This window comes from Leptolyngbya sp. 'hensonii' (assembly GCF_001939115.1).
Classification (GTDB): Bacteria; Cyanobacteriota; Cyanobacteriia.
The window spans coordinates 242,367-250,115 of record NZ_MQTZ01000044.1; the positions used below are offsets into that span (position 1 = coordinate 242,367).

The 7,749-nt window shown below is 54.3% G+C and carries 7 protein-coding genes; 5 read left to right on the plus strand and 2 right to left on the minus strand.

The window, feature by feature from the left end; all coding sequences use genetic code 11:
* Positions 1-97: 97 nt before the first annotated feature.
* From BST81_RS17950 to priA, 3 genes are all read left to right on the plus strand, one after another.
* Positions 98-328: a NifU family protein gene (locus BST81_RS17950; RefSeq protein ID WP_216351385.1), complete on the plus strand. Its 231-nt coding sequence runs from the start codon at positions 98-100 to the stop codon at positions 326-328.
* Positions 329-568: 240 nt separating this feature from the next.
* On the plus strand, positions 569-2,800 hold the full coding sequence (locus tag BST81_RS17960) for a glycoside hydrolase (RefSeq protein WP_075599871.1): 2,232 nt from the start codon (positions 569-571) through the stop codon (positions 2,798-2,800).
* Positions 2,801-2,846: 46 nt separating this feature from the next.
* Entirely contained in the window at positions 2,847-5,315 is a 2,469-nt protein-coding gene (priA, locus tag BST81_RS17965) for a primosomal protein N' (protein WP_216351381.1), read from the plus strand.
* Between the two features lie 264 nt (positions 5,316-5,579).
* On the opposite strand, the gene BST81_RS17970 is transcribed toward priA, so the two are convergent.
* Positions 5,580-6,293, minus strand: a complete 714-nt coding sequence (locus BST81_RS17970) for a hypothetical protein (protein WP_075599872.1) — start codon at positions 6,291-6,293, stop codon at positions 5,580-5,582.
* Positions 6,294-6,386: 93 nt separating this feature from the next.
* Here BST81_RS17970 and BST81_RS17975 point away from each other — a divergent pair, with 93 nt between their 5' ends.
* The gene (locus BST81_RS17975) at positions 6,387-6,815 is read left to right on the plus strand and encodes an NUDIX domain-containing protein (RefSeq protein WP_075599873.1); all 429 of its coding nucleotides are present in this window, start codon (positions 6,387-6,389) and stop codon (positions 6,813-6,815) included.
* Positions 6,816-7,051: 236 nt separating this feature from the next.
* A complete protein-coding gene (locus tag BST81_RS17980; RefSeq protein ID WP_075599874.1) occupies positions 7,052-7,489 on the plus strand; it encodes a peroxiredoxin in 438 nt (145 codons plus the stop codon).
* A 17-nt stretch (positions 7,490-7,506) separates the two neighbouring features.
* On the opposite strand, the gene BST81_RS17985 is transcribed toward BST81_RS17980, so the two are convergent.
* Positions 7,507-7,749 (minus strand): response regulator transcription factor (locus BST81_RS17985; RefSeq protein WP_143780388.1); only part of this gene is annotated, 243 nt, incomplete at its 5' end.

The following is a 7,749-nucleotide window of genomic DNA, read 5'->3' on the forward strand; positions in this document are numbered from 1 at the left end:
GTCTGTTTGTAACACTCCATTGCCAATGGGCGTGGGAAAATAAATAAAGGCCACTTGAATCGATTTATCGAGGTAACTTATGTCTCAAGCTCAAACCATGGAGCTGACTTCCGAGAATGTTGAAAAGGTGCTGGATGAATTACGTCCCTACCTGATGTCTGACGGTGGCAACGTGGAACTCGTCGAGATTGAAGGGCCTGTGGTGAAATTGCGGTTACAGGGTGCCTGTGGCTCCTGTCCCAGTTCTACAATGACGCTGAGAATGGGCATTGAACGCCGCTTACGGGAATTCATCCCCGAAATTGCTGAAGTTGAACAGATTCTGTGATGGGCGTTGATCCTGGATTCTGGGTCGGGGCAGGCTGATGATCTTGCCTTGCAGGCAGTCGGTAAAGCCGTTCAGGTTGCCCTTATCAATGGAATATGGGTTATAAAAACAGCCTTATCTGCATTCTTGGGGATGGGGAACATTGCTTTGCATGATGGGTATGGGTTATGGAGATTGAGTTTTAATCGTCAAATTTTGAATTGATATTAAAATCAAACTCAAAACTCATCACCATTTTTTATGGTTCATCCTCTTTACGTTGCCTTTATCTGGCATCAACATCAGCCTCTTTATAAGTCCAGAGTGGCAGGGACTTATCGTTTGCCCTGGGTCAGACTTCATGGCGTCAAAGACTATCTCGACTTAATCCTGCTCCTGGAGAAGTATCCTAAACTACATCAGACTGTGAACCTGGTGCCTTCTCTGATCCTACAGATTGAGGATTATGTTGCTGGCATTGCTTCTGATCCCTATCTGGAACTGACGCTGACCCCCACTGAGCAGCTCGATCTGGATCAGAAAACCTATATTGTTGAGCATTTTTTTGATGCGAACCATCACAATCTGATCGATCCCCATCCTCGCTATGGAGAACTCTACCTGCAGCGCCAGGAGAAGGGGCGGGCCTGGTGCCTGGAAAACTGGCAACAACGAGATTATGGAGATTTGCTGGCCTGGCACAATCTGGCCTGGATCGATCCCCTGTTTTGGGATGATCCGGAGATTGACCGATGGTTGAAGCAGGGCAAAGATTTTACTCTGGACGATCGACACCGTATCTGTGCCAAACATCGGCAAATCATGAGCCGGATTATTCCCCAGCACCGGGCCATGCAGGATGCGGGTCAGCTTGAGGTGACGACCACTCCTTACACCCACCCGATTATGCCCCTGCTGGCGAATACAGACGCGGGTCGGGTCGCCGTTCCTGGGATGCCTCTGCCAGAGCAACCGTTTCAATGGCCAGAAGATATCCCCCGCCATCTGCACAAGGCTCGCCAGATGTATGAGGCGCGGTTTGGCCGATCGCCTCAGGGACTCTGGCCTTCAGAACAATCGGTTAGTCCCCAGGTGCTGCCCTACATCACAGAAGCAGGTTTCCGCTGGATTTGCTCGGATGAGGCGGTGTTAGGCTGGTCCCTCAAGCATTTCTTCCATCGGGATGCCACGGGTAATGTGCTGGAGCCAGAACTCCTGTATCGGCCTTACCGGCTGGAGACTCCCCACGGCGATCTGGCGATCGTCTTTCGAGATCACCGACTTTCCGATCTGATTGGGTTCACCTATGGGGCGATGGAACCGAAGCGGGCTGCGGCTGATCTGGCAGGGCACCTGGAGGCGATCGCCCGCAGCCTGCGCCAACGGCAGCCAGGAGGGGGAACAACCCTGGAGCATCCCTGGTTGGTGACGATCGCCCTGGACGGCGAGAATTGCTGGGAGTTTTACCACGAAGATGGTAAGCCCTTCCTGGAGTCTCTCTACCAGGCCCTGAGTCAGACTTCAGAACTGAAGCTGGTGACCGTTTCAGAATTCTTGCAGCAATTTCCAGCCACCGAAACCCTCCCGGTAGCCCAACTCCATAGCGGTTCCTGGGTGGATGGCAACTTCACAACCTGGATTGGGGATGCAGCCAAGAATCGGGCCTGGGATTTGCTGACCACGGCTCGCCAGGTGCTGGCCAGCCATCCAGAGGCAACTGAAGCGGCAAACCCGGCAGCCTGGGAAGCTCTCTATGCGGCGGAAGGTTCCGATTGGTTCTGGTGGTTTGGGGAAGGGCATACCTCTAACCAGGACGCCATTTTTGACCAGCTCTTCCGTGAACATCTGGTTGCCCTGTACCAGGCTTTGGATGAGCCCATTCCAGCCAACTTGCAACAACCGGTTGAAGTCCATGAAGTCCAGGCTGAACACCGTCCCCAGGGCTTTATTCATCCCGTTGTGAATGGGATTGGGGATGAGCAAGATTGGGATCGGGCGGGTCGGATCGAAGTTGGTGGGGCGAGAGGCACGATGCACCGTAGTAGTGCTATTCAGAAACTCTGGTATGGGGTGGATCACCTCAACTTCTATCTCCGCTTGGATTTCCAAACTGGGAAGCGTCCAGGGCTGGACTGCCCACCCGAACTGAATCTGTTCTGGTTCTATCCAGATCAGACCATGCACAACAGCCCGATTCGTCTGGCCGAGTTACCGGATCATGCCCCTCTGAACTATCTCTATCACCATCATCTGGGTGTTAACCTGCTAACCCAATCCACCTGGTTCCAGGAAGCTGGGGAACACCACCAGTGGATTACCCGTGCCAGTCGGGCCCAGATTGGCTTGGATGAGTGCCTGGAGCTGGCTGTTCCCTGGGCAGACTTGCAGGCCAACCCGGATTGGGCCTTACGATTGGTGATGATTCTGTCTGAAAACGGCAAATATACCAGCTATTTACCGGAGGATGTCCTGGTACCACTCGATGTACCTTAAGAGTCCTGCGCCTATTTCCTGTATTGAGATGCCTGGATCCCCCCCAATGGCTGAGCCTGCTGGCGATGAGCAACCCACCATTGGGGGCACCCCCTGGATTGAAGTTCTGGTGGATTGTCCGGGAGCCCAGGGACTGTTCACTTACCGTCTACCTTTGGATCTGGTCGTCCAACCGGGGGATATCCTAACCGTTCCTTTTGGTGCCCAACAGGTGGGGGCGATCGCAATCCGGTTTGTCATTGCCCCCCCTCCTGATCTCCAGCCCGAACAATTGCGGGAGGTGACTGATGTGGTGGCCCCGGCATTCTTCCCGCCCCATTACTGGCACCTGTTGCACCAGGTGGCAACTTACTATCACACCCCCCTGATCCAGGTGATCCGGGTGGCCCTGCCGCCGGGATTGTTGCGGCGATCGCAGCGGCGAATTCGCCTGCTGCCGGTCTCTGCTCCCGTGAGTTGTTCTCCTGCCGCCCAGCACCTGCTGGCCCTGCTGCAGGCGGGTAAAACCGGAGACTATACCTGGCAATACCTGCGACGGCAGGTCCGGGGAGCCGATCGGGCTTTGCGCGAATTGTTACACCAGGGGCTGGTAGAAAGTTACCTGGAACCACCCACCCCGATGCGGCCTAAACTCCAGCAGGCGGTCACCTTGACGGACGGAATCCCGGTAGACCTGACGCCCCGTCAACAGGAGATCCTGGATGTGTTGCGCCGTCGGGGTGGCGATCTATGGCTGACGGACCTAATTCAGATCTGCCACACCAGTACGGGCACCCTAAAAACCCTGGCGCTAAAAGGCTGTGTGGTGATTCAGAATCGGGAAGTGCTGCGGGGAGAAACGGGCCAGATCCTGGAGCGGGATCAGCCCAAGGCCCTCACTCCAGCTCAGACCCTGGCGGTGCAGGCCCTGACGCACCTGAGCGACCCTAGGGAGGTGTTGCTCCATGGGGTCACGGGTTCCGGCAAGACCGAGGTCTACCTGCAGGTAATCGCACCCTTACTGCAGGCCGGAAAATCGGCACTGGTTCTGGTGCCTGAAATTGGCCTTACCCCCCAGTTAACCGATCGGTTTCGAGCCCGCTTCGGCAGCCAGGTCTGGGTCTACCACAGTGCCCTCTCCGATGGGGAACGGTACGACACTTGGCGACAGATGCTGCAAGGCCCTCCCCGAGTCGTGATCGGCACCCGATCGGCCATCTTTTTGCCCCTGGCTAACTTGGGCCTGATTATCCTGGATGAGGAGCATGACAACAGCTTTAAACAGGACCAGCCCATGCCCTGCTACCATGCCCGTACCGTGGCCCGCTGGCGATCGCAACTGGATAACTGTCCCCTGGTCTTGGGTTCAGCCACCCCATCCCTGGAGAGCTGGGTGGTCAGCGGCCATGGGGACATGGATCACCAACCTGAAACAGATACGCGCTCCCTCTACCTGACCCTGCCCCACCGGATTCACGATCGGCCCCTACCGCCGATTGAGGTGGTGGATATGCGACAGGAATTGGCTCAGGGCAATCGATCGGTCTTCAGTCGATCGCTCCAGTCGGCCCTCCAGGAGATGTACGAACAGCAACAACAGGGCATCCTCTTCATTCATCGCCGAGGGCATAGCACCTTTGTCTCCTGCCGTACCTGTGGCTATGTCCTCAACTGTCCTCACTGTGATGTTTCTCTGGCTTATCATCACACCCATGAGGGGGCTGTGCAGTTGCTACGCTGCCACTACTGTAACCATACCCAGCTCCATCCACCCCAATGCCCGAGTTGCCAGTCTTCCTACCTCAAGTTCTTCGGCAGTGGCACTCAGCGGGTTGTGCAGGAGCTGGCCCAATATTTCCCTGCGCTGCGCTGCCTGCGCTTTGATAGCGATACCACCCGCACTAAGGGGGCGCATCGCCTTTTAATCGAACAATTTATTGCTGGGGAAGCCGATCTGCTGGTGGGCACCCAGATGTTGACGAAGGGCCTGGACTTGCCCCAGGTCACCCTGGTGGGGGTGGTTGCTGCGGATGGGCTCCTGCACCTGCCCGACTATCAGGCTGGGGAACGAACGTTCCAGACCCTGACCCAGGTTGCGGGTCGGGCAGGTCGGGGAGTAGAGCCCGGTCGGGTGATCCTGCAGACTTATACCCCAGAGCATCCCGTCATTCAGGCTGTTCAGACCTATGCCTATCAGGCCTTTATTGCCTCAGAGCTGGCGCAGCGATCGGCGCTCCGTTATCCGCCCTGTGGTCAGCTTGTCCATCTACGCTTTAGCAGTGCAGACGAGGATGCCGTTCAACAGTCCGCTCATCAGGTGGCTGAGGCTTTGACCATTATTCTTCCGAAGACCGTAGAACTGCTGGGTCCAGCGCCCGCGATCGTCGCTCGCATTGCCCGCCGCCACCGTTGGCAAATCCTGCTGAAGTTGCCCCTGGACCGGACTGTGGAATTGCCTGAACTGGACAACCTGCGGGCTCTCTGTGCAGCTTCCGTCAGCCTGACAATTGATGTTGATCCCCTGCAGATGACCTGAGCATCGGTTTCCGAGGATGATGCAGTTCGGATGGCCATTTTGATTGAGCCTGGTGGAAATAGAAAGCGATCGTTAATAGTGCCCAGCATTTTCCCCCCAGACCACTAGAATGAAGGTCAGAATTCCTCGTATGGAGAGAAGCATGTCTACCCACGATTTACTCATGCTCGTGTTGATGCTGACACCCGGTATCCTCTTATCCGCTCTGATTATGGTTGCTTTTGCTGCAGGGGGTTAATTCAGGTATCCCCCTGTTCCGAGTCGTCATCTTTTTTGCTGATTCCAGGGGAATGCATCGGTCCAGGGTAGTTTTTTGAGCACAAATTTACAGAGAATATAGACAGTTTGCCCGACCATGCCGCTATGGGGCGCGGCAGAACAAAGTGCTAGGCGGAGGGAGAAATCCAGGGTATCCTCTTCGCTCATAAATTTGGCATATCGCGCTTTGTCTTTCTCGGGGCTTTTCTTGTCATCCAGTTTCTTGATATTCACCAGGGGATCTGAGGCTGAGATTTCTAAAACACCCGCATCATCAGATTTTGGCTTTAACAAATCCTCAGCCGTGATCGATTCCCGTAAGGTTTGGCCGGGGGCGATGACGCTGGATGCCTGGGCCTGGAACAGGTCGATCGTCATATTGGGGGGAATTCGAATGACTCGCCGCGATCGCCCCCCCAGATCTGTTAGAGAACTACTATCCCAATCGACATAGAGCGATCGATCCTGGGTTTTATTCTCAATATTGATCGAGAACTTCTTTAAATCCCCCAATTTATAGCGGGGATCAAAGTTGAATTTGAGATTCACGCTGGTTTTGAGACTGATGTCGCCAAAATGCTTGTCTTGCAATTCCTGATCCAGCAACCCCTGATCAACGCTGACAGAAAACTTATCGTCCAGAGATTTAAATGCCTCGTACAGCACCCGAAAAACGACGATGAAATAGACGGCAAGGAGCAATAAATCCAGGTTTGTCATGGGGGGAAGGGGGGATCTCTCAGGCCAATGGAGGTATACTCAACAAATCCTGCAGGAACTGCAATATCCCTCTGCAACTCATAACACAGGCTCATGAAAGACGCATCCTTTGGTATTGTCCCCATTCGGCGTCAAGGCGACATCCATTTATTCCTGCTTATTCAGCACCATGCAGGCCATTGGGGTTTCCCAAAGGGGCATGCTGAACCCGGTGAGTCTCCCCTGGAGGCCGCCTGTCGGGAATTTGAAGAAGAAACGGGGATTCGAGAGTACAAACTCCTCGGGGATACGTCTTTCTCCGAGCATTATGCTTTTGCCAAGAAACAGCAAACAATCGAAAAAACCGTGCTCTATTTTATGGCGCTGGTGGAATCGACCCAGGTGTCATTTCAGGCGGAAGAAATTCGCAGTTATACCTGGGCTACTTTTGAGGAGGCCCTGAAGCTAATTACCTTCAGTGGGAGTAAGCAGGTTCTGCGTCAGACTGAGGAGCATCTGCAAATGTTACATGCCTCCCCTTAACGTCTGATGACGCTGCTTCCAGGCTCAACCAGATTTATTCTCTTTCCTGTCCAGGACAATGGCCCGAAAACCAAAGGTGCAGATCGGGGGTCTGGGTTAGATGACCCGACCTCCATTGCCGGGCCTGGGTAAACTTTCCGACTCGCTGCGGTCAAGCTTTGCCTGGTTACGGCGATAAAACGTGAACGATCGCGTAGGATACAAATTGTCCCGATCAAGCCATAAGGAATTACCCTATGCCTCTTTCAGTGGGTACAGCAGCTCCTAATTTCACGGTCAAAGATACCCATGGCAACACCGTATCCCTGAGCGACTATGCGGGTAAAACAGTGGTGCTCTACTTTTACCCTAAAGATGATACGTCCGGTTGCACTAAGGAAGCTTGTAGCTTCCGCGATAACTATACGGCCTACCAGGGGAAAGATATTGCCGTCTTGGGTGTCAGTATGGACAATGAAGCATCTCACAAGCAATTCACGGACAAGTTCAACCTGCCTTTTCCCTTGCTGGCGGATGTTGATGGGATTCTGACCCAGTCCTTCAATGTGGATAATGGGGGGCGTCCCAAGCGAGTTACCTATGTGATCGATAGCTCCGGCCAGATCATTAGAGTCTATGACAGTGTCAAGACAGAAACCCATGCTACCGATATCCTGGCTGATTTGGGGCTCTGAGCTTCCCCTGAGCGTCCTTACAGCATAATCAGGCCCTGCCTAGCCCCGATCGCTACAGCTTCGGTGCGGTTCGAAACATGCAGCTTACTGAACAGGGAACTGATGTGGAACTTGACCGTATGTTCTGAGATTTGCAGTTGTTTGGCGATCGTTTTATTGCCCAGCCCGATCGCCAGCATTTCCAGAACTTCAACCTCCCGGGAGGTCAGGTTTTGATGGGCTGCAGGGGGGGGGAGTTGGGATGGGCTGCGGGCTATAGG